The organism is Bacteroides pyogenes (assembly GCF_014196225.1).
GTDB classification, from domain to species: Bacteria; Bacteroidota; Bacteroidia; order Bacteroidales; family Bacteroidaceae; genus Bacteroides; species Bacteroides pyogenes_A.
In genome coordinates this window covers 95,922-120,559 of sequence record NZ_JACIDI010000005.1, presented here as the reverse complement: position 1 = coordinate 120,559, position 24,638 = coordinate 95,922, and the positions used below count along the sequence as shown (strand labels likewise).

Sequence of the window (24,638 nt, the reverse complement as noted above, 5' to 3'; positions counted from 1 at the left end):
TAATGTTTTACAACAGCTTGTAGATTCTGTAAAATAAGCCGTGTTTTTTTCTTTGTCGCAAGGGCTTATTTATAATAATATTTCCGATAGATACGTTGAAACTCTTTCCCTTTTCTGAATTTGCTCAGCCATGCGTCGAGGCTGTCGCGAAGAACCGGCGATTGCTTGCTGACGGCCCACGAATAGAATTGTGTAAAACCGATGGCCGTGTTTATGTCTATTTGCGGGAGCGAATCGGATAAGGCTTTGGCTATGCTTTCGTCGCAAACAGCATAGTCTATGTCTCCGTGCGCTACGAGCGAAACCAACTGTTCGGGACCGTATTTCTCGATTTCCCTGACATAAATCGTATCGCCTATTTCGTCTCCCAGATTGCGGATGCGAAGGATGGAGGGAGAACCTTCTACCACATGCAGCGTTCGTCCTGCCAGATCCAACTGGCTGCGGATGTATAGCGAGTCGTTTTCGTCTTTCGGTTTGCGCTGTACCAGCACTTGCCTGTTGAGGATTATGGGAGTGGTCAGAAGAAGTGAATCTTTGAGTTCGCTGGTTGCCAATATGCTGCTGGCGATGATGTCGTATTTCCCTTCGCTCAATTCTCTCATGCACCGTTCGAAGCTCATCACGGGGATGATTTCGGCTTTCAGCCCTTTGTCGCGGGCAAACGCCTGTATCAGGTCGTAATAGAATCCGGAGAGGGTGTCGCGGTCGACAAAGAATCCGGTCGAGTTGTATTCGGTTGCCGCGCGTAAGATTCCTTCTTCGGCGATGGCTGCATAATCGCGGGGATGCCCGGCGACGGGCTTTTCGCGTTTGCCGCAATAGCGGAAAACGAAAATGGCGCCTGAGATGAGGATGACAGGCAACAGGTATCTGAATGTCTTTTTAATCATAGAAGTTCCACGATAGTCCGATCTTCAGCAGACGCGGGTTGATGGGATAATGGGGAGCCAGAAAATAATTTTTTCGCCCTGTACCCTGATTTACATGATACATCATTACGTAGAAACGTGTGCGCTTCAGGTGGAAGTTCGCATATACGTTCACCATCGGGTAGCCGCCTATTTCCACCCGGTCGTTCTCCGGTTGCAGATGGAATTGCTGTATGGCGGGCATATAGGCCGGCGCATGATATTTGGTGAAGTACCTCATATCGGCGCCCAACTGAACGCTGAGTACTTTTTTTGCCAGCTTGAACTGCATGTAGAAGTTGTGGTATAGAGAGAGGTCGGGCAGGGGAAGCACATCTCCGTCGCTTGTTTTCTGCCAGATTACCTCGTTGTCGAGATGGAAGATTCCTAATTTGAAATCTTGCTGAAGGGTTGCCGATACCACTTGGATGCTTCCGCTCTTTTGTTCGGGCAGCGCTTGCCGGTTGAAGTACGTAAAGTTTTTAATGTTCTCCACTCCGGCCTTGATGCGGGTTTTCCACCGTTCGCTGCTCAGCTCTCCCTCTATGCGGGTGCGGAATTCCTTATCCATATCATCGTCCCACCAGAAATGTTTCGACTGGTAGTGGCGCATATAAAACGGAGCGATCCGGTTGCTGATTTCCCCACGCGCAATCAGGCTGACGGTATCTTTCCACAGCCGGAAATTGAGGTCGATATCTCCTTTCACGCTGAATTGTCCGATGGCTTTTCCCGCTACTCCCGCTTCGCCAATGGCGTGATAATGCAATACTCGTCCTTCGCGCTTGGAGAGTTCTCCGCCCACATATACTTCATTCTCATTGTATTTATCAGCTTTCTGCGCTTCGATGCCCATCAACGAATATCTGCTCAACTTATGCGAGACGAATGCCGTAAGCCCTGCTTTGGCATACTTGTTGAATCCTTCGAGCAGAGCGATGCCGAAAGTGTTCTTCACACCGACGTAAACCGTACTGTCGTTTACCGCCGTGTTGCCGGGATCGAGATAAGTGTTCCGGAAGTAGTCTTTTACGTTATCGTTCATGTGGAAGCTGTGCCGCGACCGCTCGACTCGTAGTGTGTGAATAAAGCTCGTAACCGGAACAAACTCTTTCTGTGCGGGTGTGGTGTCGTTCTCCGCTTTCGGAAGGTCGCGCTTAAACCCCAGCTTGTAGCGTTGGGTGAGGAAAACGTAAAAAGCATGGTTCCGGTTGGTGGAAGCATTCAGCACGGTAGGTATGTTCACCGATTCATAACTTCTTTTACCTTCGGCCATTTCTTCAGGAGAAGTAATGTATCTGTCGTCCGTAATTCCGCCGTTTTCATTCGTTTTCAGGTAATTGTTGCTGTATATTCCTTGCGCTTCATACCGGTCGCCCATGTAGCTTCCGAACACTGCCCCGTTGAAGTATGCGGTACTCTGATTGTTGTAATATCCTCTTCCGTACAGGTAGTCTATATGGAATCCGAAGGCCAGCCTCTTGTTTGCATTGACCGAAAAATACGCTTTGAATCGTTCTTCGCCATTGACTTTATTTCCCGCCTTGTGATAAGTCAGGTTAGTATACGGCACATTGCTGTTGGTGAAATTGAATTCTTCGGGTCGGACGAAGAAGCCGGAAAACGGCTCGATGAAGATGCCGGGCTGCGGATCGCGCCGTTTGAAAAAGATGCGCGATATGCGTGGAGAGCCTAAATTGGCCAAATAATTGTAGTGCCCCTTGATACCTTCGGTCAGATTCGTGTTCTGGAAGTGATGGTAAACGGTGTCGGCGGGAATCATAACCCGGTCGCCCAGTTCGTTCTTGATGCGCCACATGTATAGTTTGGGGGGCAGACCTTGTATCTCTACATTTGCGCTGTCCAGATTCTCCGGTATTGTGGAAGGGTCTACCTGATTTCCGTATTGATCGCGTCCGTTCCTGTCGATCTGCCTTCGGGCGGGGTTGATCTGAGCGCGGATTGCGGTCGCTCCCATAACGGAAAGTAATGTATATATCAGTAAGATTCGTCTCATAATGGAGACAAAGATACTTACTTAAATTGAAAAGCCAAGAACGGAGAATTGAAAATATGTTGCTTTCGATATTCGCAAGCAAATAATTTTCTCATTCTCCGTTCTCGGCTTTTTATTTATCCCACTTCGCGAATCAGCTCCATCCCCCGTTTGATGGCTTCTTCATTCATCGGAATCAAATGGTGGTGGCGCTCGGGCAAAGTTTTTTTCAATCCTTTGATAACGCTTTCGAGAGTCACTACAGGATGGAGTTTCAACAATCCGCCCAGCACAATCATGTTGAAAGCCTTGGCGTTGTTCATCTCGTTGGCTGCATCCATGGCATCGATACGATATACCTTGATGTCTTTGCGAGTAGGCGGATGGATGATGCCGTATCCGTCGTAAATCAGAATACCGCCCGGCTTCACCTTACTCTCAAATTTCTCCAGCGAGGGTTGGTTCAAGATAATGGCAGCGTCATATCTGCTTAAAATGGGAGAGGAAATCTTATCATCGCTCACGATAACTGTCACATTGGCCGTGCCTCCTCTCTGTTCGGGGCCGTATGCCGGCATCCAAGTCACTTCTTTGCCTTCCATCAGTCCGGAATAAGCCAGAATTTTTCCCATGGACAACACTCCTTGTCCGCCGAAACCTGCAATAATTATTTCTTCTTTCATACTTTTTTTATTTGTTCGTTCTTTGGTTTTCGAGCTGCATCCGTAAACCGGAGCGGGCGGTGAGCGTTCGGATCTCGATTCTTACAGGATTTCAGAACAGCGGGTATGACCCTTGCAATCCCATAAATCTCTGAATACGAGCGGCGAACTCCTTTTGAAATTGCTTCTTTCGCGGGTTTCCGCATCCAAACTCAAAACTCTTCGAAAACTCGAAAACAGATTATTTATCTTTCAAATCTCCCAACGGGTAGAACGGGAACATGTGTTCTTCCATCCATTTGTTGGCTTTTCCGGGCGTCATTTTCCAGCCGGAATTGCATGTGGAGACAATTTCTACCAAGTTGGATCCTTTGCCGTTCATCGAATTTTCAAAAGCCTTGCGAATCGCTTTTTTCGCTTTACGAATGGCGGGAACCGATTGTACCGACTGACGGGTGACATACGCCGTACCTTCCAGTTGGGCGGCAATCTCGGTCATCTTCAGCGGATAGCCGTGGATGCTGGCCTCACGCCCGTAGGGGCAGGTAGAGCTGGGCATTCCCAACAGCGTTGTCGGCGCCATTTGTCCGCCGGTCATTCCGTAGATGGCATTGTTGATGAAGATGATGGTGATGTTGTCGCCCCGGTTCAGCGCATGGATGGTTTCGGCCGTACCGATACACGCCAAGTCGCCGTCTCCCTGATAGGTGAACACAAGATGGTCGGGCCACAGGCGCTTGATGGCAGTAGCCAATGCGGGAGCTCTTCCGTGCGCTGCTTCCTGCCAGTCGATGTCCAGATAGTTGTAAATAAACACCGCGCAACCTACCGGAGATATGCCGACTGCTTTTTCTTCCATTCCCATTTCTTCGATTACTTCGGCAATCAATTTATGTACCACGCCGTGACTGCAACCGGGGCAGTAGTGCATGGGAGTATCGTTCATCAGAGTCGGTTTCTTATAAACCAGATTCTCAGGTTTGATTATTTCTTCTTTAGTCATAACTTTAGTTTTTAGTTGACAAAGTTTCAGCCGGCGATCTCCGGTTGCCAAGCTGGCAGTTTTGCCGTTTGGCTGTTTTTCCGTTTTCGCTTGCCTCAGCCTTATCTGTTGGTGAACCGTATAAAAAACTCCATCAGTTTGATAAATATTGCCGCACCGCATACGTAGATAAACAGTTTGAAGTCGTCTTTTGCGACGAAATAAATGATAACCGCCGCTACAGCCAATATCATAAACACAATGTTCAATACGTTTCTTATTTTATCGGGATCCATTTTTATTTGTAATTTAACGATTGGCGGTTTTGTGATGTAATAAGCAGTGATTCCCGTTTGCGGTATTCTCTACCTTGATATATAATCACTAAATCGTTCATCAAATTAATTTTTCTTCCAAAGCTTTTACTATCTCGTCCGGGTCGGGGACGATACCTCCGAGGCGACCGAAGTGTTCTGCCTTCACTTTTCCGTCTACTGCCAGACGAACGTCTTCGATCATTTGTCCGGCATTCAACTCGGTTACAAGTATTCCTTTCACTTTGCCGACATACGATGCTATCGCTTCTTTGGGGAACGGCCACAGTGTGATGGGGCGGAGGATTCCTACCTTGATGCCTTTTTCGCGGGCTGTTTCCATCGCTTTCTGACCGATGCGCGCCATCGATCCGAATGCTACGATCAGATATTCGGCATCGTCGCAATTGATTTCCTCATAACGGACTTCGTTTTCTTCAATTACACGGTATTTTGCCTGGAAGCGCAGGTTGTTCACTTCCATTGTTTCCGATTTCAATTCCAGCGAAGTGATGATGTTGGGCTTGCGGTTTTTCGTTTTTCCCGTAGTAGCCCATGGGCATTGTTCGATGACTTCGGCGTCTGTCCGGCGCGGCTTTTGAGGAGGAAGAACCACTTTTTCCATCATCTGCCCGATAACGCCGTCGGCGAGAATCATCACCGGATTGCGGTATTTAAAGGCCAAGTCGAAACCCAACGATACGAAATCCGCCATCTCCTGTACCGATGCCGGAGCAAGGGCAATGAGCCGGTAGTCGCCATGACCGCCGCCTTTCACCGTTTGAAAATAGTCTGCCTGACTCGGTTGGATGGTTCCCAAACCGGGACCGCCACGCATGACGTTGACGATCACACAGGGCAATTCCGCGCCGGCGATGTACGAAATACCTTCTTGTTTCAGGCTGATGCCGGGGCTTGAGGAAGAAGTAAGCACTTTTTTGCCGCTTCCCGCACCTCCATATACCATATTAATAGCTGCCACTTCACTTTCAGCCTGAAGAACAACCATGCCGGTAGTTTCCCAAGGTTTCAGTTCCGCCAGTGTTTCCAATATCTCCGACTGCGGAGTAATAGGGTAACCGAAGTAACCGTCCGCACCGCATCGGATGGCTGCATGGGCGATGGCTTCGTTACCTTTCATTAATACAACTTCTTCTGCCATAATATTTAATTTGTTTACTGATCTACTTTTACTTTATATACAGAGATACATCCGTCGGGACAAACGGTCGCGCAGGAAGAGCATCCGTTACAAGTGTCTTCTTTCATTTGAGAGGCATAGTTGTAGCCTTTCATATTTACCTCTTTGTTGAGGGCGATTACATCGAGCGGACAGGCTATTACGCACAGGCTGCATCCTTTGCAGCGTTCCGTGTCGACTACGATTGCTCCTTTAATTTTTGCCATAATCTTTTATTTTATTACGTTATCGTTATCATAAGTATTTATTGATTATACATATCTTTATGGAAGAACTCCAGAATGCTGATCACCATCGCTCTGGCTTGCAAGGCAGGACTTTCGGGATTGAGTTCGATGGCGTACTGGTAATTATCCAAAGCCTGTTTCCAATCTTCTTTCTTCCGGTAGGCGTTTCCCCTCAGATAGTAGAAAACTTCTTTTTCTTTATTGTCGGAGGAATCTTGAAGAAGCAGATCCAGTTGTTCAATCGCTTTATCCACCTCTCCCTGATTGATAAGTTCTTTCAGTTTATTTGTTTGCTCCATTTCATTCGTCTTTCAGGGTTCTCATTCGCAAAGATAGTTTTTATTTGGATAAAGAGGCAAAAGTGCAGGTTTTTTTTGTTGCAACCGGCTTTAAAAAAACATTTTTGCTTTCAAAAAGATATATTTAAAATATTGTTCTACAGCATATTGGGATTTGAATGCTTCTTTGATCACAACCTTATCGGCATTGGGTATTCTGCATTTCATTGGGACAACACAGGATTGAGGCAGTATGCTTCCGAGTGTATCGCAATCCGGAGAGAAAGAGCGGAGATGTTCGCATTTGCTTTTTTATTATCTAATATTTTAAGCTATTTTATTGGAATTAATTACAAATATTGTATTTTTGTACTCAATACAAATTTCTAAATCGGATTTATGAAAAATACGCTGCTTGGTATTTGGAACTTTTATCTGGAAGGATTCCGTGGCATGACATTGGGACGCACGTTGTGGCTTATTATTCTGTTAAAGCTGTTTGTCATGTTTTTCATTCTCAAAATCTTCTTTTTCCCTAATTTTTTGAGTAGTCATCCTACCGATGCCGCTAAAAGCAATCATGTGGGAAACGAACTTATTGAAAGAGCACTTCCGGAATAAGAACACGGATTTTTAACGTTTTAATTACAATAAGATTATGATTGAAAGTATTGACACCTCACTGGTCGATTGGTCGAGGGCCCAATTTGCGATGACGGCCATGTATCATTGGATTTTTGTTCCTCTTACACTCGGACTTGCAGTGGTGATGGGCATCATGGAAACTCTTTATTACAAAACCGGGAATGAGTTCTGGAAGCGAACTGCCAAATTCTGGATGAAACTCTTCGGTATTAACTTTGCCATCGGCGTGGCAACCGGATTGATTCTGGAATTTGAATTCGGGACCAACTGGAGTAATTACTCATGGTTTGTAGGTGATATATTTGGCGCGCCATTGGCCATCGAGGGTATTCTGGCTTTTTTCATGGAAGCGACGTTTATTGCGGTCATGTTCTTCGGATGGGATAAAGTCAGCAAACGTTTCCATCTGGCTTCAACTTGGCTCACAGGGTTGGGAGCGACCATTTCGGCTTGGTGGATATTGGTAGCGAATGCTTGGATGCAACATCCGGTGGGAATGGAATTCAACCCCGACACGGTGCGTAATGAGATGGTTGATTTCTGGGCAGTCGCCACATCTCCGGTAGCGGTCAACAAGTTTTTTCATACCGTGCTTTCCGGCTGGGTGCTGGGAGCCGTATTCGTTGTTGGAGTGAGCTGTTGGTATTTGCTCAAGAAACGCAATCAGGAGTTTGCTCTGGCAAGTATCAAAATAGGCGCTATCTTTGGATTGGCGGCATCGTTGCTGGCGGTATGGACAGGTGATGGTTCGGGTTATCAGATCGCTCAGACACAACCGATGAAACTGGCTGCCGTAGAGGGACTGTATAAGGGTGGAAACAACGCCGGCTTGGTGGCGGTGGGTGTATTGAACCCGGAAAAGAAAACGCACGATGACGGAAAAGAACCGTTTTTATTCCGTATAGAAATTCCGAATATGCTTTCTTATCTGGCCGAGCGGGATGCAAATGCGTTTGTTCCCGGAATCTCGGACATCATCGAGGGAGGATATCAACAAAAAGACGGAACAACGGCAATTCCGGCTACAGAGAAGATACAGCGCGGAAGAACTGCGATCAGCGCGTTGGCAGCATATCGTGCAGCCAAAAAAGCCGGAAATGAAGCAGATGCTCGCACAGCTTATGCCGTGCTGAAAGAAAATATGCCCTATTTCGGCTATGGATATATTAAAGATGTAAATAGCCTGGTTCCGAATGTTCCTTTAAATTTTTATGCCTTTCGTGTGATGGTAATGCTGGGCGGATATTTTATCTTGTTTTTTATCGCAATCTTGTTTTTGGCCTATAAGAGAGATCTGACGAAGATCCGCTGGATGCATTGGATTGCTTTGTTTACTATCCCCTTGGGATATATTGCCGGACAAGCCGGATGGGTGGTGGCAGAATGCGGACGTCAGCCATGGGCTATCCGGGATATGTTGCCTACAACGGCAGCTATATCGAAACTCGACGTAGGGTCTGTGCAGACTACATTCTTTATATTCTTGGGGCTCTTTACGGTAATGTTGATTGCCGGCATCGGTATCATGGTACAGGCTATCAAAAAAGGGCCGGAAGTGGCTAATCATTAATTCTAATTGTTGCAGTTATGTATATATTTTTACAACAATATTGGTGGCTGGTCGTATCCTTGCTCGGCGCCATTCTTGTATTCTTGATGTTTGTGCAAGGAGGAAATTCTTTGTTGTTTTGTTTGGGTAAAACTGAGAAACACCGTAAGATGATGGTCAACTCTACCGGCCGTAAATGGGAATTCACATTTACTACATTGGTAACTTTCGGGGGCGCTTTTTTCGCTTCTTTCCCGTTGTTCTACAGCACCAGCTTCGGCGGCGCATATTGGCTTTGGATGATCATTCTTTTCAGTTTTGTATTGCAGGCTGTCAGCTATGAGTTTCAAAGCAAAGCCGGAAACTTATTGGGCAAAAAAACTTATCAGACATTTTTGGTTCTTAATGGAGTAGTAGGACCCGTATTGTTGGGAGGCGCTGTTGCGACATTCTTTACAGGTTCCAACTTCTTTATCAATAAAGGAAATATGACGGATACGCTGATGCCCGTTATCAGCCAATGGGGAAATGGATGGCATGGACTGGACGCATTGGCCGATATTTGGAACGTGGTCTTAGGTGTAGCTGTTTTCTTTCTGGCTCGTGTGCTGGGCGCTCTTTACTTTATAAACAACATTGCCGACAAGGAATTGACGGATAAATGCCGCCGTGCGGTATTGAACAACGCGTTGTTCTTTCTTGTGTTTTTCCTTGCGTTTGTCATTCGTACTTTAGTTTCAGATGGTTTTGCCGTTAACCCCGATACGCAGGAAATATACATGCAGCCCTATAAATACTTTATCAATTTTATCGAAATGCCTGTTGTGCTGTTATTGTTCCTTGCCGGAGTCGTGCTTGTGCTTTTCGGAATAGGTAAAACAATATTGAAAAAGACGTTCGACAAGGGAATCTGGTTTGCAGGAATCGGTACCGTGTTCACTGTACTTTCTTTATTGTTGGTTGCAGGCTATAACAATACGGCATACTATCCTTCGAACCTCGATTTGCAAAGCTCGCTGACATTGTCTAACAGCTGCTCCAGCGAATTTACGTTAAAGGTAATGGCCTACGTGTCCATTTTGGTTCCTTTTGTTATTGCCTATATTTTCTATGCCTGGCGAAGCATCGATCGTCATAAGATTACTGAGGAAGAGATGGATCAAGGCGGGCATTCGTATTGATCATCCGTATATTTATTCTTAAACAATATGAGGTAGAACTGTTCTTAAAAAAAGAGACCGGTTCTACCTTTATTTATTGAATTTCCATTCTAAGTCTGTTTCTGCCTTCTTTATTCATTTTTAAACACATCGTTTCATTAGTGGGCACTAATGAAATTCTTTAGGTAATAACAAAGTCCCGGCTTGTGAAAGTCTGGGCTTTGTACATACTCATTTTGTTTCTTATACAATAATATTTACTATATTTGCAAACAATCATATAATATTTATGGAAACTGCATGTATCGGCAGAAAATCAAAGTGCAATGCAAAAAGAAATAGCGGCACATATAGGAAAATCAGAACGAACGGTAAAGACCATGCCCGTAAAATTATCTGAACAAGGCATTATTGAACGCAAAAATGGTCGTCGCAATGGTTATTGGGAGATTAAAAACAACTACATTTCCGTTTATGGCAGAACATAAAGAGCAATATAAGAAATCGATTCGCTTCTTCAACGACCGAGAAGTGCGTGCAGTGTGGGATGAGGAACAAAGCCGTTGGTGGTTTTCGGCAACAGACATTGTGCGAGCTATTAATGACGAGCCGGACTATATCAAAGCTGGTAATTATTGGCGTTGGCTAAAACGTAAGTTGAAACAAGACGGCATTGGACTCGTGAGTGCCACTCACGGCTTCAAGTTTGAGGCTCCTGATGGTAAGTTGCGTGTGGCAGATGTTCTTGATAGTGAGGGTGTGGCTTTATTGGCAAAGCACTATCCCAATAATCGAGCTAATGAATTTCTTGATTGGTTTATCTATAGCGATAACACTATCGATGGGCAGAGTAAGAAGAAAGCCTATCAACTCTTTGAGAGTGGGCTATTCAAAACGGCAGAACCTGGAAGCGTTAAGTGTCTGCAACAAATCCATGCCTATCTCTTTGGCGGTTTGTACGACTTTGCAGGGCAAATCCGTACTAAGAATATTTCAAAAGGAGGTTTTACTTTCGCTAATTGTATGCACTTCCCAGCTACACTGCAAACGATTGAAAGAATGCCAGAAACTACCTTTGATGAGATTATGGATAAGTACGTAGAAATGAATGCAGCCCACCCTTTTATGGAAGGCAATGGTCGCAGCACTCGCATTTGGCTTGACCTCATGCTGAAACGTTCGCTCAAGCGTTGTGTTGATTGGAGCAAGATAGATAAAAACGATTACCTAAATGCTATGCGTGAGAGTGTTGCGGATAGTCAATATATCAAAGCATTAGTGAAACCTGCATTGACTTCTAAGATTAACGATCGAGAAATGTTTATGAAGGGTATTGACTATTCTTATTATTATGAACAAAATGATTAATATATATTATGGCAATACTACTCAAATTGAAGAAACATCTTTGTACCATACGAGTATAAATTGTTGATAATCAGTGTAGCGTATTTTTGAAGAAGAAATTTATGCTTGCAGTTACAAGATGAAATAAAATTTGCGAAAGATCACGAACAGTTTGTTCGAAGAAACAACCTTTTGATTTGTGACGTTCAATGACATCTTCCCGCAGCAGAGAAAAAAACAGAGGGGGCGGCGGATGCAGAAAAAGGCGGCGGGCCCTGAAAAAAAGCCCGTGGGCTTTGAAATCAAACACGGCGGGCTTTGAAAAAAAGGCGGCGGGCTTTGGAAACAGACACGGCGGGCTTTGTGATGAAACTCCGCAGGCTTCGGAAGCAGGTACTCTGCCGGTCATGTCCGAAAGCTTACCCGTTATCCGATGTGCGTGTGTGGTTTCACCAAAAGCTTACTCGCTACCCGGTCTGCGTGTATGGTTTCACCAAAAGTTTACCCGTCACATTCGGAGTTCGTTCAAACCGACGAAGAATACATCGTGTGGTTTCACCAAAAGTTTACCCGTCACCCGGAGCTGTGTCCTGTACGGCTTCGATGTTCTGTTCCATCTCTGCAACCGAATTTGTCGCCACACCGGATTTTATTCCCGAGTAGTTTCGACGCTCCGAAACGCTCTGCAAACAGAGCTTCTCCAAACCCGGACGAACGCCGAAGGAGCTTCTTATAAAACGTTTAATTGCATTCTCAAAGTAATAATAAATTACCATTATGGATGGCATTGTTTCAGGCTGATTGAAGAAGCATTCCGGAGATTTTTCAGGTTTTTGAAAACGCCAAAAAGCCAAAAAGCCACTATGTCCCCTTTTTTTTGCCACTTTTCATGGAGGTGATGGGATATATTTCTGATTATCAATTTGTTCGTATGATTTCTCCTTCTTATGTACACACTGTTTCTCAGTCGGTCTGTGCAGCTAATTCGTATACCTTTTGGGTGGTAAAAAAGGATGGATGACGGCTAAAATAATTCCTTCATCTGTCAGGATTATTCAAAGAAATAGCCGGCTTCTCTCGACCTATGAATATGAAAAGGAGTAACAATCGGCGGTGTTCGTAGCAGCGGGCATGGGGTACATCCCATATTCGAAGCTATATCTTATGCTCGAAGCGGCACCTCATGTTCGAAGCTAAATCCCATGTTTGATGTTACATCTCATGTCTGATGCTACATCTCATGTCTGATGCTACATCTCATGTCTGATGCTACATCCCATGTCCGGAGCTACACTCATGTTTAAAACTACACCTCATGTCTGAAGCTATATCTCATGTCTGAAGTAACCTTAGATCTTCTTTTTTTTCACGATACATTCGCCGGTCGATTTGGGAATATTTTCAAACAATTATTCCGAAAAGACAGAGAGTGTATCCCGACCGTATTCTCCTCCCCAATAACCTTCCGACCCGTTTTCATCGTTTGTAAAACAGTCATATAGGCGTTTTGGCGTTTTGGCGTTTTCAAAAATGTGCTTTTAACAGGCAGTTCGTTTGCTCTTTCAGTGATTAACTTATTGATACACAGAAGAAAATTTTGTTTTAACTCGTTCTCCTATAAATCCGCACCGCTAAATCGGGGCAAAAATTCGCGTCAAACGTCTTTTTCAGGATAGCGTCTCAGGCAGGCCTTGAAAGAGGCTTTGAAGAGACCGGAACGAGACCTTTCTTTATCCCTTTGTTTTAAGAAAATATTTTACTATACCTTTCTTTCAAGCCAAACTCTGACATGACAAACTGTACACTTATTTTTCTATATACCAAAGAAATTTTATTCTTTCGTTGAGTCCATATATGAGCGTCTGTCAACAATCAAGATGATAGAGGCAAATACTCAGAGGAAATTATGAAATTAGCCCTGCCAAATTATGATGGATGCGACGAAATCTACTTTACCAACAGAGGCTTGCCCCAAAGCAAATACCCGGTTTTTCGTTTCTGTAGGCAGAGATTTCACGGGGGCGGTTCTTATTGATAGTTTCTGCTAAATCAAGGGTGGTATACCCGATCCAAAATGCTGCGTTTTGTTTCCAGCTTTTCACTAAAATGCCTATTTTGCAAGTATAATAAAAGTTCATGTAGTTGTTTGAACGTCGGACTGGGGCTTTGTCATTGTCCCATGTTTGTGCGTACATATTCATAAAACTAAATTCGTTGGCTAAGTAAACGTAGAGTTCGTCTTCAAACCACCTCCGACATAAGGTTGGATACTAAAGATGAGGTTCTTCTTATAAGGCACTATGTCATAACCGATTTTGAACATAGCACCCATAGGAAGTTCCATATCCGGAATAGGCAGCCCATAAAATTGGAAGCCTAACTCCAATGAGTTCTTTGTTGCACTCTGTGCGCCCCCCTCTAAACACAAGAAAGAAGTGATTAGCAATATGAATATATGTTTCCTCATATACTTAAAATTATAGTTGCAAAGGTAGTGCATTTCTACTAATAAATGCCATTACTAAATTAAAGTGAAATATGATAGGTCAATGAGTATAAATGCAAGCCAATGTTTGTCTTTTATATAAAGAATATATGCTGTAACCTTATTATCCGCACTTTTAGTTTATTGATTGTAAACACTTAAATTTAAGTTATGAGAAACTTTTTGAAGCTTTTGTTGATTAGCATTTTCATGCTTCCTTTATCGGTTGCATTAGCAAAAAACACAGTGCCGGCAACTAATTCCCCGGTTGTTGGTTTGGTGGAACGTCTGCTTCCCGGATATGAGAGTCAGTTTATCTTTGAAGTGATTTCTACCGGAAAAGATAAAGACTATTTCGAACTGAGTTCCTCAGGAAGTAAGATAAAGATTACAGGAAATAATCCAGTGAGTGTTTCTGCTGGCCTGAATTGGTATCTTAAATATTATTGCAATTGCAGTTTCTCTTTTTGCAAAGATCAATTGGAGTTACCGAAGAAACTACCTCTTTTAAAAGAAAAAATACGGAAAGAAACCAAGTTGATTTATAACTTCTACATGAATTATTGCACTTTTGGTTATACTACTCCTTTTTGGGATTGGGAACGCTGGGAGCGCGAGATTGATCTGATGGCCCTGAATGGGATCAATACTCCAATGGCTATGGTAGGGGTGGAAGTTGTATGGCGCAATACTTTGCGTCGGTTTGGCTATACTGATCGAGAAATAAAGGAGTTTTTATGTGGTCCGGTTTATTTCCCTTGGTTTTTGATGGCTAATATGGAAAAGTTAGGAGGTCCTCTTCCGGATGAGTGGTTTGACAGGCAAGTCGTTTTGCAAAGAAAGATTCTGAAACGAATGCGCGAGTTTGGCATGCGCCCGGTTTTTCAAGCTTTTTTCGGTATGGTTCCTAATAGTCTGAAAGAAAAATATCCCGATGCGAAGATTGCCGATCAGGGGTTATGGCAAAGTTTTAAACGTCCCGAGATATTGCTTTCTACAGACTCTTTATTTGCCCGTATGTCAAGAGTCTGGTATCAGGAGTATGAAAAACTTTTCGGACGAACCGACTGTTTTGCCGGTGACTTGTTTCATGAGGGGGGAATATCCGAAGGCCTTGATGTGCCGCAGATAGCCAGGGGAGTGCAGGCTAAGATGATGGAATATGAACCGAATGCCATATGGTTTATTCAAGCTTGGGGAGACAACCCCCAGAATGAATTGCTATCCGGATTAGATAAGAGACATACTATTATTGTGGACTTGTCTGCTGAGTATTGGACACGGTGGAAAGAACGAAAAGGCTTCAACGGCTTCCCTTGGATATGGTCTCATGTGACGGATTACGGTGGGAATATCGGACTTCATGGAAGATTGGATGCTATTGCAAAAGGTTCCCTTGACGGACGTTCAGACCCCGTTGCTTCTGCATCAATGATAGGTATAGGAGCTGTTCCTGAGGGTATTGAGGTTAACCCTATAGCCTTTGATTTAGCTAATGAAATGCGTTGGCGTGAGGAGGCTGTAGATGTGGAGGAATGGGTAGCAAAGTATGCGCGGCGCCGCTATAATACAGAAGATGAAAATATAGAAAAGGCTTGGAACATTTTTTATCGTACGGTTTATGGCACGTACGAGAACCATCGACGGCCTTCCGAATCGGTATTTTGTGCGCAACCATCCTTAAAAGGCGATCTTATTACAGCTTCGGCATGGAATCAATGCAAAATCTACTATGACCCCCAATTATATGCGAAAGGTGTAGCATATCTTTTAGAGTCTTCGGAAGAATTGGAAAGGAAAGAGACTTATCAGTTTGATGTTGTGGATATGGTTCGTCAATATTTGGCGGATTTAGGGAGGGATGCCTATGCCCGGATTGTTCAGGCATATAGAAATAAGGAGCGTAAAATATTGGCAGAACAATCAGAGCGTTTTTTAGAGCTGATGAAAGACCAAGACAAATTACTTTCTTCCTACAATCATTTTTTCGTTGGGAGATGGTTGGATTTGGCCCGTTCGGCATCTCAGATAAAAAAGCATCAAGATTTGTATGAGAAAAATGCCCGGCAATTGATTGGTACATGGTCGGAAGAGAATACGATGTTGCGCGATTATGCTCATAAGGAATGGGGCGGGATGTTGAAAGACTATTATTATCCTCGTTGGAAAGCATATTTGGATTATCTTTCGGCCTCTTTGGATGGGAAAGATCTGCCGGAACCGGATTCTTTTCTCGAAGAACGGAAGTGGATCGAATCTCACAACCGTTATACATTTGTTCAGGTCGATGCTGTGAAGGTAGCTAAAGAATTGTTTGGAAAGTATTATTCAGACTAAAATAAAAAGATTGAAATGTGTATTGGGGATGCAATCGCATATTTAGAGTATTAAAGAATACAGAATATGAGTTTTGGTTTGGAAAGTTTGCATGTGTTGAAATATTTTGCGAATATTGTGTTCAACTAGTCCTGAATAATCTTAATTCGGGTCTTTTATAAACTATTGAATGATGACCCCTGAAGAACAAAATCATATAATAGATTTGTGGATGCAGTTCATCTCTGGAAATGAGGAGGCTTTTTCTCAAATGTATTGTCTCTTTTTCGACGATTTATGGAGATACGGTTGCAGGGTAGGAGGAGATAAGGCGATGGTAGAAGACTTGATTCAAGATTTGTTTTTGAAAATATACCAAAAGAAGATCTTTTTGACAGATGAGCGAAAACTTCGGCCTTTTATGTTTAGGGCTTTAAAGAATATGATTTATAATCAACTTGTCAGAGATGCCCGGTTACAGTTCTTACCAGATGATAGGCTTCCTTTTGACCTTCAATATACGATTGATGAATATAGTCTTTCGGTCTATGATAGAGATTTGTCGGATGAGATTCGCGATATTCTGAACAGACTTACAGACAGACAAAAAGAAATCATTTATCTTCGTTTTATTCATGAAATGAGCTTTGACGAAATTGCTGAAATTATGGATATCAATGTTCAATCAGCACGTAACTTGCTTACACGGTCTTTAAGTAAAATAAGAAAAGATGTGGTGATTGTTTTCTTTTAAGGAAATTCATAACCAACATCGGAGTAGAGTTATGGAAAAATCGTAAAAAAGTTTTTCTAAGGCATGAGTATAAATCGCTCTTTTTATTTGTCTTTTTATAAAAACAAAAATAGATAGACTATGGCTCAATACGCTTTCAAAGATATAGAAGAGTTCTTGCATGATGACGACTTCTTTCAATGGGCAAGGGATGGTGTGTCTGATAATGGTTTTGATATAGATTGTTACAAATGTCAGTATCCCGGTTGTGAGGACCGGATTGATTTGGCTATTGCCGTTATCCGGACTATGAACGTGGTAGAAGATTATAAACCTTTTTCCCGGAGATATAAAGAAAGAAGTTTTGCTAATATGATGAAGAAAGTGCAACAGCAGAAACTTCAAAATATACATTTGGAGAAATTTTCTTTCAAATGGAAGCAAATAGCCGTTTATGCAGCGACCGTTGCCGTATTGTTTTTGTCGACATTGGGAACTTATTATTTCCTTTCTCACTCAAAGGCTCCTTCAATAGATGTTTCTGCAAACAACCTTGATTCGTTACTCAGCGTGAGCCGGATACGGGTGTTATTGGACGGAAAAGAAGCTGTTGCAATAGAACGGAGCAACGCCGAAATCCGTTTGGATGAGAAGGGGACAGTCATTGTAGATGAGAGGCTGATGAGTACTTCCAAAAACGACAGAGTATCTGTTAACCAGGTTGTTGTTCCTTATGGAAAACGCCTGAAACTTATTTTACCCGACGGAACTTCTTTATGGATTAATTCGGGCTCTTCCATTTCTTATGGTTCCGATTTTTCTTCGAATAGGAAACTGAATGTACAGGGGGAGGTTTATTTGGATGTGAAACCGGATAAGACTCATCCATTTGTTGTAACAACATCAAACTTTCGTGTCTTTGTAACAGGAACTGCTTTCAATATAACTGATTATTCTGGAGAGGATGAAAGTTCGGTTGTCCTTGTGCGGGGTAGTGTGAACGTAAGGGTGGGAGACCGGAAGGAGATTTGCTTGAGACCGAGTGAGCGGTTGTCTGTCGAAGATAAAAATATTAGAGTGAGTGAAGTAGATGTTTATAGATATATTTGCTGGAAAGATGATGTGATGAATTTCTGTGGACAGCCGCTTTCTTTCGTTTTGAAATCATTGTCAAGATATTATAATACAAAAATAGAAATAATAGGCAGCCTGACAGAGGAGAGATGCTATGGTAGCCTTGATTTGAATTGTACAATTGATGAAGTGCTGAGATCTATTTCAGAGACAATTCCTATAAGTTTTAGCCGAAAAGGAAATATTATTTATATTTTATCTCGGAAAAATAAAAAAGAATAAGTGGAAATTCTAAAAAAAAATGTATGAATGACAAACCCCCTTAAGTAAGAAATAAAAGCCGGATAATAGCTGTGAAACATTATCCGGCCTGGTTTAGAACTGTAAATAACTCACCAAGTTATCACTAATCTAATATGGCAAAAATATGAAAAATAATTATTCATTTAAGAGTAAGCGTATATTTTTAACCAATTTTGGTGCAAAATTCTTACTTTTATGCATACTTTTGATACCCTGCTGTACAAAAGTCTCTGCTACAGACACTTTTGTACAGCTGCAAACTACATATCTCACGCTTGATCTACCTGATATTTCTTTAGAAGAGTTCTTCAAGGTTTTGGAGAAAGAGAGCGATTATGTTTTCTTTTACAAAGAAGACGTTATTGAGAAGAATGAACGTTTGACAGTAAAAGCCCGGAATGAGTCAGTGGTATCAATCTTAAACCGGCTATTACCTGCTAAACAACTGACATATAAAGTAAAAGGACGCCAAGTCATTATCATTCGGATGCCTCAAAAAGCAGACTTGGATGTCAGTTCTGCAAAGCCTCTTGTTGAAGATCTTATAGTCAGAGGGATTGTTGTCGATTCTAATGGACAGCCTCTGCCAGGTGTAAATATCCAGGTCCAAGGAAGAACTATTGGTGCCATTACCGACCTCTCAGGATCCTTTACCCTTCAGATAAAAGAAGCTAAAAGGGCTTTACTTATAGCTTCTTACGTTGGTTTTGAAACCCAAAAAGTATGGGTATCTACAACGAACTTCCAAGTGAAGATCACCCTTGTGGAGAGTACATCATCGTTGAATGAAATAGTAGTAGTAGGATATGGCACTCAAAAAAAGATAAATTTGACAGGTGCTGTTACTACAGCTTCGGGGGATATCCTGGAAAATCGCCCTATTGGAAATATCGCTCAGGGTGTGCAGGGTATTATTCCCAACTTGAATATTACTTTCAATAGCGGGCAGCCTAACACTACTGCTAAAATCAATATTCGGGGTAATACTTCGCTGAATGGAGGAAATGCATTGATTCTTGTCGATGGAGTAGAAATTTCCGATTTGTCTATGCTTAATCCTCAAGATGTAGAAAGTATATCTGTATTGAAAGATGCTTCTGCCGCAGCGATATACGGTGCCCGCGCAGCTTTCGGTGTAATGTTGGTAAATACTAAAAAGGGAGCAAGAAATCAAAAGACACGAATTAATTACAGTAATAATTTTTCTTGGAGTTCTCCTGCCCGCCTACCTGAGATGCCACGTTCCGACGTATGGGCGCGTACATGGAACAAGGCTTTCGATTATGATAACCCCGGGACATATTATTTTAATGACAAGTTTTTGGCAGCTGTGGACGCCCATATTGCCGATCCTGTGAATAATCCGGCGGTTTTGGTGGACACTGAAGGAATTCAAAGTCCGCAATATACTCCTGGTAACCCTGGCTGGGCTTATGTAGGTAATACGGACTGGTTACGTGAGTTTTACAAAAAAGCTGCATTCATGCAGCAGCATAATCTTGGAATTTCGGGTGGGACAGAGCGTAATAACTACTATGTCTCTATTGGATATAAAGACCAATCAGGAATTTTTCGTTATGGTAATGATTCGTACAGACGCTTTAATTTGGCTTTTAACTTTGATACCAAACTGACTGATTGGCTTGATATGAGTTTTACTACCCGCATAAATCATACAAAGAATAATGAACCATATTTATATCGGAAAGATAGTGCAGAAACTTTATATTATGAGGTTTATCGCATGTATCCTACTTTACCCGTGTTTCTGCCTAATGGGGATTTTGCCGGTTTGTTTTTAAGCAAAGGCAATTTTAATATTATAGGTAAAATGGCTCTTGCCGGACGAAATGTCAGGGAGGTGTGGGATCAGTGGTATACGGGGAAGTTCGACTTGCATCCTTTTAAAGGGCTTTCGGTTAAAGGAGACTATTCGTACAACCGTTATGCTGCCAAGCAAAAGAAGCATGGGAAAGAAATGTCACAAACTTTTCCTGAAGGAGTGCATCCAAAGTTAGTGGAAACTCCTAGCCGTGTGGAAAACTACAACTCCGGAGATGTTTATCAGGCGTTGAACGTATGGGGAGAATACAGGCATAGTTTATGTGATACTCATAATTTTACATTTATGTTAGGGTATAATCAGGAGGAAAAGAAAATTTCTTCTACTTCTTATATTATGACAGACTTGTATGATAACAATTTGCCTGTTTCTGATATGGCTATTAATTATCTAAGCAATGATGAAGTGGATGACGTCTGGAGGGTTCAAGGAGTGTTTTATCGTTTAAACTATGATTATAAATCAAAATACTTATTGGAAGTTAATGGGCGTTATGATGGGTCATCCAAATATGCCAAAGATAACCGTTGGGCCTTTTTCCCCTCAGCTTCGTTAGGCTGGAGGGTTTCGGAAGAGAAGTTCTTTATACCTCTGAAAAGCTTGGTAGACAATCTCAAATTGCGATTTTCAATAGGAGCTTTGGGTAATCAAGTAACATCAGGCCTTCATTCTTATATGTCTACTTTGAAGGCAACTGCAATAAAGAATTATGTGTTTAATGGAAAAGTTGTCAATGGGCTTTCGGCACCCTCCTTACCAAGCTTGGTTACTTGGGAAAAGGTTATTACGAAAAACGTAGGTCTGGATTGGGCTTTGTTCAAAAATCGTTTGAATGGTACATTTGATTTTTATATCCGCGACACGAAAAATATGGTACGCTCTGTAACATTGCCTGCAGTATTGGGTACTACTGGAGGTAAAGAGAATATTGCGGATATGAGAACCAAGGGGTGGGAGCTGGAGCTGAGTTGGAGAGATCGTTCGGGCAAAGTGCTAGGCAGCAGCATTGAATATTCCCTGGGATTAGGTTTATCTGATTATCAAGCAGAGATTACCAAGTATGATAATCCCAATGGCTCTTTAGCATCCGGTATGTATTATAAGGGGCAGATGTTGGGTGAAATATGGGGGTATGTGACGGATGGATTTATTCAGGATGAAAGAGAAGCTTCTAAAATGAATTTCATCCAGAAATATATTTCTTCCAAATGGTTTCCTGGCGATATCCGCTATAAGGATTTGAATGAAGATGGGGTTATCAACCAAGGGGATCGTACATTATCTAATCCCGGAGATCAAAAAGTGATAGGTAATTCTACTCCTCGCTACCGTTTTAATCTACAAGCAGGTATCGGTTGGCAAGGTTTTAATCTGCATTTGCTTTTTGAAGGGGTTTGTAAGCGTGACCTTTGGACGGGTAGCGATATTTTCTGGGGATTTTCAAGAGGGATCTACAATTCTGTTGTTACTCAGTATCATATAGATAATACTTGGACAAAAGAAAATCCAACAGCTTACTATCCACGACTGAGCCAACAAAATATCAAAAGTCATCAGATACAGACTAAATTTTTGCAGAATGCCGCATATATTCGTTTAAAAAACATGTCCTTGAGCTATAGTTTCCCGAAGTCGTGGCTGAGTAAACTAAAGCTGGAACAGGTACGTGTTTACCTGAGCGGTATGAATTTGTGGGAAAAAACCGGTCTGCCTCCGTTCATGACTCCAGATATTGTTGACCAGATATCGGATTCTACTCTTAATGCTGTAAATGCCGGAAAGGAATATGCTTTTATGCGAAGTTATTCTTTGGGAATTAACGTTATATTTTAAAGAATTTTCCTATGAAACAATATATTTATTCATTTTTTTGTTTGTTTATTTTGTTGCTTTCAGGGTGTAATTACTTGAATACGGAACCTGGTGATGTGATTACAGAAGACCGTTTTTGGACAACGGCGAATGCTGTGGCCCTCGAGCAATATTGTAATATGTATTATCCTAAGCTTATAATTGGGCACGGTGATCCGAACGGTTGGGATGCGGGAGAAATGATAAAACAAGAGTATCAGTCGGATAACTTGCTAAGTGGCGGACAAAACTCCTATACCTTCGGGCATAATACGTTGACTACGTCGAATAGAAATTGGAGTTGGGAAACAGTGAGAGGATGCAATGCCTTTTTGAAGAATTACCACCGTTCACCGGCTTCTGATTTAGATAAAAAGAGATATGCTGGTGAGATTTTATTTTTTAAAGCATTGGATTACTTTAATAAAGTGAAGTTGTTCGGAGATGTCCCTTGGTATGATAAGGCTATGGACAAGAATGATCCGGAACTATATAAAGGTAGAGATTCTCGTGAAGTTGTGATCCGTAATATTCTGGAGAATATTAATTTATCTATTGAGTATTTGCCGAAAAAAAGTAATGTGTCTCGGATTAGCAAAGATGCGGCTTTGCTTTTAAAAGCTCGTATCTGTTTGTATGAGGGTACTTGGAGAAGGTATCGTAATTTAGAAGGGGATGTAGAGCTGTTGCAAGAAGCTTATGATGCTGCGGGAAAGCTTATGCAATCCGAATATGGATATTCGCTTTACAAGGCCGGAGGAGCGGAGAATTGTTATTTTGACCTGTTTATTCAGGAGAATTATAGTGATAATCCGGAAATTATCCTTTCTAGAGAATATGATCCTACTGTGAATATGGGTAATGACGTATCTCAGCATATGCCTATGTCTATTCATGGTATGAGTCGCGATTGTTTTGAAGAATATCTTTGCTCAAAGACCGGACTTCCTGTCTCTCTTTGCGGTTGTCATACACCGGATATGGGGTGTGTAGCTGAAATGAAAAATAGAGATTTAAGGTTGGTGCAAACTGTTTGTTTGCCAGAAAAAGGAAGTAAGTTTGCCCATTATCTCTTTAAACAAGATGGTGGTGTGTTGCGTGGAGGGGCTCCTAATATTTACGGACTTTTGTCGGCTTCGGCAGAGCGTCCTTTTTATTCCGACACAAGCACAGGTTATGCTGTTTCCAAATTTTTTAATTCAAAAGAATATCAAATACAAGCGCATAAAGGAAGCATTGATGCGCCGGTTATGAGATATGCGGAAGTGCTGCTGATTCGCGCGGAAGCAGGTGCTGAGCTAGGTAAAGATCCGGAATTGTCGAAAACAGTAAATCTCCTTCGCTCAAGAGTCGGGTTTCCTTTTGAACTTATGGAAAATCCGGTCGAGGATCCGGATTTAGTTGCTAAATACCCTGTTATAAAAGGAGTTAATAAGAATTTGATCCGTGAGATTCGTCGTGAGCGCCGGATTGAATTGTTTGCAGAAGGTTACCGCTGGGATGATGTGTGTCGTTGGAATGCTGGTGAGGTGTTATATAATCGGGAAAGAAGGGGGGCTCATATAGATCCGAAATTATATACTCCAGCGGAGATTAAGTTGATAATCGAGAAAGTGGGTGTTGACAAAGAAGGATTTATTACTCCTTACGCTGTACGCGGAACTTTGAATATGAACTTCACAAATAAGCATTATTTGCTCAATGTCCCTCTGGATGAAATATCTCTGAATCCTAACTTGTTACCTCAAAATCCAGGATGGGAATAATATATGAAGATTGTTATTGATTATAAAAAAAACGAATATGAAACTAAATGATTATACAAATAACAGACGAATTTTATGGTTGTTCTCCTGTGTGTTGATATTGCTTAGTTGTGGCAATGATGATAGCACCTCAAAGAAGAATATAACTGCTACTACTCTTATAATGCAGCGTATAGCAGAGAACTCCCCGCATATTCAAGCAGTTGAAAAAGATGTTTCTTATCAATTGTATGATGGTATACAAATTACAGATGCTGTATTTACTTATTATACCAGACGCACACGGATGTTAATAGCTGAAATTGATCTGACTAAGAATCTGACATTTGCGACTTGCACTCCAGACAATAAGGATGTAATGGGAGAACTCCAACAAATTACAACTCAGGCTTTGAGGGCGGAAGAATCAGGTAAAAAAGTATTTTTAGGCATTAATGGTGATGTGTATGGGTTTTACCAAGGAAAAGATAATGGATACGTGTCTGCCGGTGTTTTCTATAAAGATGGAAAAATAATAAAAGACACTGCTGCTGAAGGGTTTAAAAATGTTTTCTGTGTATTGAAAGACGGTAGTGTCAGACTTTGTTCTTTCGATGAATTCCAGCAGATAAAAGATAAAGCTATGCAGGCTTTGGGAGGATGGGAACGTCTTTTGGAAAATGGGAAACGGGTTGATTGGCCGGTAAATGACAATACCATGTTATTCAATCCTCGTACATTTATAGGGGTTTCGAAAGATAATTTGAAAGTTTATATTTTTGTGATAGATGGCAGGCAACCGGATTATTCAAACGGCATGCGTGTAGAAGATGTGATGTATGTCTGCGAAGGAGCCGGATGTTATCATGCTATGAATCTGGATGGCGGTGGCTCTACGACTATAGTGAAACGGACAGAGCAGGGGGAGAGTGTCCGATTCGAGTTAATGAATCAACCATCTGATAAACCGGCGAGGGCAGTTGCCAATGGTTTGTTGGTAATAGAAAAGAAATAAA

The 24,638-nt window shown here is 42.1% G+C and carries 21 protein-coding genes; 11 read left to right on the top strand and 10 right to left on the bottom strand.

Features of this window, described 5'->3' with window-relative positions:
- Positions 1–65: 65 nt before the first annotated feature.
- The 8 genes from GGR07_RS04830 to GGR07_RS04795 form a co-directional block, all read right to left on the bottom strand.
- Positions 66–893, bottom strand: coding sequence for a transporter substrate-binding domain-containing protein (locus GGR07_RS04830; protein WP_021645128.1), 828 nt, complete (start codon positions 891–893; stop codon positions 66–68).
- On the bottom strand, positions 886–2,928 hold the full coding sequence (locus GGR07_RS04825) for a putative porin (protein ID WP_034542381.1): 2,043 nt from the start codon (positions 2,926–2,928) through the stop codon (positions 886–888). Before GGR07_RS04825 ends, GGR07_RS04830 begins: the two co-directional genes overlap by 8 nt.
- Before the next feature lie 116 nt (positions 2,929–3,044).
- Positions 3,045–3,590: a 2-oxoacid:acceptor oxidoreductase family protein gene (locus tag GGR07_RS04820; protein ID WP_027325830.1), complete on the bottom strand. Its 546-nt coding sequence runs from the start codon at positions 3,588–3,590 to the stop codon at positions 3,045–3,047.
- Positions 3,591–3,810: 220 nt separating this feature from the next.
- Positions 3,811–4,572 (bottom strand): thiamine pyrophosphate-dependent enzyme, encoded by a 762-nt coding sequence (locus tag GGR07_RS04815; RefSeq protein WP_034542378.1) that lies wholly within the window; start codon positions 4,570–4,572, stop codon positions 3,811–3,813.
- A gap of 101 nt (positions 4,573–4,673) precedes the next feature.
- A complete protein-coding gene (locus GGR07_RS04810; protein ID WP_122056607.1) occupies positions 4,674–4,847 on the bottom strand; it encodes a hypothetical protein in 174 nt (57 codons plus the stop codon).
- Between the two features lie 100 nt (positions 4,848–4,947).
- Positions 4,948–6,027 carry a 3-methyl-2-oxobutanoate dehydrogenase subunit VorB gene (locus GGR07_RS04805; protein ID WP_034542377.1) on the bottom strand — a complete coding sequence of 360 codons (1,080 nt, stop codon included), beginning with the start codon at positions 6,025–6,027 and terminating at the stop codon, positions 4,948–4,950.
- Between the two features lie 14 nt (positions 6,028–6,041).
- Positions 6,042–6,272, bottom strand: coding sequence for a 4Fe-4S dicluster domain-containing protein (locus GGR07_RS04800; RefSeq protein ID WP_034542375.1), 231 nt, complete (start codon positions 6,270–6,272; stop codon positions 6,042–6,044).
- A 38-nt stretch (positions 6,273–6,310) separates the two neighbouring features.
- Positions 6,311–6,592, bottom strand: a complete 282-nt coding sequence (locus tag GGR07_RS04795) for a tetratricopeptide repeat protein (protein WP_021645120.1) — start codon at positions 6,590–6,592, stop codon at positions 6,311–6,313.
- Between the two features lie 378 nt (positions 6,593–6,970).
- On the opposite strand from GGR07_RS04795, the gene GGR07_RS04790 reads away from it, so the two are divergent.
- From GGR07_RS04790 to fic, 5 genes are all read left to right on the top strand, one after another.
- Positions 6,971–7,192 carry a DUF4492 domain-containing protein gene (locus GGR07_RS04790; RefSeq protein ID WP_034542372.1) on the top strand — a complete coding sequence of 74 codons (222 nt, stop codon included), beginning with the start codon at positions 6,971–6,973 and terminating at the stop codon, positions 7,190–7,192.
- Positions 7,193–7,229: 37 nt separating this feature from the next.
- Complete coding sequence (locus GGR07_RS04785) at positions 7,230–8,786, top strand: cytochrome ubiquinol oxidase subunit I (protein ID WP_021645117.1); 1,557 nt, start codon at positions 7,230–7,232, stop codon at positions 8,784–8,786.
- A gap of 17 nt (positions 8,787–8,803) precedes the next feature.
- Positions 8,804–9,946, top strand: coding sequence for a cytochrome d ubiquinol oxidase subunit II (locus GGR07_RS04780; RefSeq protein WP_021645116.1), 1,143 nt, complete (start codon positions 8,804–8,806; stop codon positions 9,944–9,946).
- 305 nt (positions 9,947–10,251) lie between these two features.
- Positions 10,252–10,413, top strand: a complete 162-nt coding sequence (locus GGR07_RS04775) for a hypothetical protein (protein WP_155897775.1) — start codon at positions 10,252–10,254, stop codon at positions 10,411–10,413.
- A complete protein-coding gene (fic, locus tag GGR07_RS04770) occupies positions 10,400–11,293 on the top strand; it encodes a protein adenylyltransferase Fic (RefSeq protein ID WP_034542473.1) in 894 nt (297 codons plus the stop codon). Before GGR07_RS04775 ends, fic begins: the two co-directional genes overlap by 14 nt.
- Positions 11,294–11,363: 70 nt before the next feature.
- Here the strand turns inward: fic and GGR07_RS04765 are convergent, their stop codons facing one another.
- Both GGR07_RS04765 and GGR07_RS04760 read right to left on the bottom strand, forming a co-directional pair.
- The gene (locus GGR07_RS04765) at positions 11,364–11,681 is read right to left on the bottom strand and encodes a hypothetical protein (RefSeq protein WP_147298151.1); all 318 of its coding nucleotides are present in this window, start codon (positions 11,679–11,681) and stop codon (positions 11,364–11,366) included.
- Positions 11,682–11,838: 157 nt separating this feature from the next.
- Positions 11,839–12,048, bottom strand: coding sequence for a hypothetical protein (locus tag GGR07_RS04760; RefSeq protein ID WP_034542371.1), 210 nt, complete (start codon positions 12,046–12,048; stop codon positions 11,839–11,841).
- A gap of 1,880 nt (positions 12,049–13,928) precedes the next feature.
- On the opposite strand from GGR07_RS04760, the gene GGR07_RS04755 reads away from it, so the two are divergent.
- From GGR07_RS04755 to GGR07_RS04730, 6 genes are all read left to right on the top strand, one after another.
- On the top strand, positions 13,929–16,094 hold the full coding sequence (locus GGR07_RS04755; RefSeq protein WP_021645109.1) for an alpha-N-acetylglucosaminidase: 2,166 nt from the start codon (positions 13,929–13,931) through the stop codon (positions 16,092–16,094).
- Positions 16,095–16,263: 169 nt separating this feature from the next.
- The gene (locus GGR07_RS04750) at positions 16,264–16,827 is read left to right on the top strand and encodes an RNA polymerase sigma factor (RefSeq protein WP_021645108.1); all 564 of its coding nucleotides are present in this window, start codon (positions 16,264–16,266) and stop codon (positions 16,825–16,827) included.
- A 288-nt stretch (positions 16,828–17,115) separates the two neighbouring features.
- Positions 17,116–18,162: a FecR family protein gene (locus tag GGR07_RS04745; protein WP_231381863.1), complete on the top strand. Its 1,047-nt coding sequence runs from the start codon at positions 17,116–17,118 to the stop codon at positions 18,160–18,162.
- Between the two features lie 145 nt (positions 18,163–18,307).
- Positions 18,308–21,859 carry a TonB-dependent receptor gene (locus tag GGR07_RS04740; protein ID WP_021645106.1) on the top strand — a complete coding sequence of 1,184 codons (3,552 nt, stop codon included), beginning with the start codon at positions 18,308–18,310 and terminating at the stop codon, positions 21,857–21,859.
- An 11-nt stretch (positions 21,860–21,870) separates the two neighbouring features.
- Positions 21,871–23,643 (top strand): RagB/SusD family nutrient uptake outer membrane protein, encoded by a 1,773-nt coding sequence (locus GGR07_RS04735; RefSeq protein ID WP_021645105.1) that lies wholly within the window; start codon positions 21,871–21,873, stop codon positions 23,641–23,643.
- Between the two features lie 37 nt (positions 23,644–23,680).
- Positions 23,681–24,637 carry a phosphodiester glycosidase family protein gene (locus GGR07_RS04730; RefSeq protein WP_021645104.1) on the top strand — a complete coding sequence of 319 codons (957 nt, stop codon included), beginning with the start codon at positions 23,681–23,683 and terminating at the stop codon, positions 24,635–24,637.
- The last annotated feature ends 1 nt before the right edge of the window (position 24,638 follow it).

Coding starts and splice junctions, on each gene's coding strand:
- GGR07_RS04830 (WP_021645128.1), bottom strand. CDS start 893: ATGATTAAAAAGACATTCAGATACCTGTTGCCTGTCATCCTCATCTCA.
- GGR07_RS04825 (WP_034542381.1), bottom strand. CDS start 2,928: ATGAGACGAATCTTACTGATATATACATTACTTTCCGTTATGGGAGCG.
- GGR07_RS04820 (WP_027325830.1), bottom strand. CDS start 3,590: ATGAAAGAAGAAATAATTATTGCAGGTTTCGGCGGACAAGGAGTGTTG.
- GGR07_RS04815 (WP_034542378.1), bottom strand. CDS start 4,572: ATGACTAAAGAAGAAATAATCAAACCTGAGAATCTGGTTTATAAGAAA.
- GGR07_RS04810 (WP_122056607.1), bottom strand. CDS start 4,847: ATGGATCCCGATAAAATAAGAAACGTATTGAACATTGTGTTTATGATA.
- GGR07_RS04805 (WP_034542377.1), bottom strand. CDS start 6,027: ATGGCAGAAGAAGTTGTATTAATGAAAGGTAACGAAGCCATCGCCCAT.
- GGR07_RS04800 (WP_034542375.1), bottom strand. CDS start 6,272: ATGGCAAAAATTAAAGGAGCAATCGTAGTCGACACGGAACGCTGCAAA.
- GGR07_RS04795 (WP_021645120.1), bottom strand. CDS start 6,592: ATGGAGCAAACAAATAAACTGAAAGAACTTATCAATCAGGGAGAGGTG.
- GGR07_RS04790 (WP_034542372.1), top strand. CDS start 6,971: ATGAAAAATACGCTGCTTGGTATTTGGAACTTTTATCTGGAAGGATTC.
- GGR07_RS04785 (WP_021645117.1), top strand. CDS start 7,230: ATGATTGAAAGTATTGACACCTCACTGGTCGATTGGTCGAGGGCCCAA.
- GGR07_RS04780 (WP_021645116.1), top strand. CDS start 8,804: ATGTATATATTTTTACAACAATATTGGTGGCTGGTCGTATCCTTGCTC.
- GGR07_RS04775 (WP_155897775.1), top strand. CDS start 10,252: ATGCAAAAAGAAATAGCGGCACATATAGGAAAATCAGAACGAACGGTA.
- fic (WP_034542473.1), top strand. CDS start 10,400: ATGGCAGAACATAAAGAGCAATATAAGAAATCGATTCGCTTCTTCAAC.
- GGR07_RS04765 (WP_147298151.1), bottom strand. CDS start 11,681: ATGACCGGCAGAGTACCTGCTTCCGAAGCCTGCGGAGTTTCATCACAA.
- GGR07_RS04760 (WP_034542371.1), bottom strand. CDS start 12,048: ATGGTAATTTATTATTACTTTGAGAATGCAATTAAACGTTTTATAAGA.
- GGR07_RS04755 (WP_021645109.1), top strand. CDS start 13,929: ATGAGAAACTTTTTGAAGCTTTTGTTGATTAGCATTTTCATGCTTCCT.
- GGR07_RS04750 (WP_021645108.1), top strand. CDS start 16,264: ATGATGACCCCTGAAGAACAAAATCATATAATAGATTTGTGGATGCAG.
- GGR07_RS04745 (WP_231381863.1), top strand. CDS start 17,116: ATGAACGTGGTAGAAGATTATAAACCTTTTTCCCGGAGATATAAAGAA.
- GGR07_RS04740 (WP_021645106.1), top strand. CDS start 18,308: ATGAAAAATAATTATTCATTTAAGAGTAAGCGTATATTTTTAACCAAT.
- GGR07_RS04735 (WP_021645105.1), top strand. CDS start 21,871: ATGAAACAATATATTTATTCATTTTTTTGTTTGTTTATTTTGTTGCTT.
- GGR07_RS04730 (WP_021645104.1), top strand. CDS start 23,681: ATGAAACTAAATGATTATACAAATAACAGACGAATTTTATGGTTGTTC.